Origin of the sequence: Ochrobactrum sp. SFR4 (assembly GCF_019730395.1) — a bacterium.
Lineage (GTDB): Bacteria > Pseudomonadota > Alphaproteobacteria > Rhizobiales > Rhizobiaceae > Pseudochrobactrum.
Genome location: NZ_JAAPBB010000657.1, coordinates 1 through 285, shown reverse-complemented (window position 1 = coordinate 285; position 285 = coordinate 1). Strand labels below are relative to the sequence as shown.

Below are 285 nucleotides of genomic sequence, written 5' to 3'. Positions count from 1 at the left end.
CTTCCTCTCGGGATCCGCCAGCGCCTGTCGCTGGCTGTCGCCATGGTGCATAGGCCCGAGTTGCTGATCCTCGACGAGCCGACATCCGGCGTCGATCCTGTAGCACGCGACAATTTCTGGCGGCTGCTGATCGAACTGTCGCGGCGCGACAAGGTTACGATATTCATCTCGACACATTTCATGAATGAAGCCGAGCGTTGCGACCGTATGTCGATGATGCACGCCGGCAAGGTGCTCGATAGCGACGTACCGGCGAAACTGGTCGAAAAACGTCAGGCGCAAAAC

At 58.6% G+C, this 285-nt stretch carries 1 protein-coding gene; it reads left to right on the top strand.

Translation table 11 applies throughout. The features are described from left to right. The coding region (locus tag HBA93_RS20690) for an AAA family ATPase (protein WP_221724523.1) at positions 1 to 285 on the top strand (285 nt) is incomplete at both ends.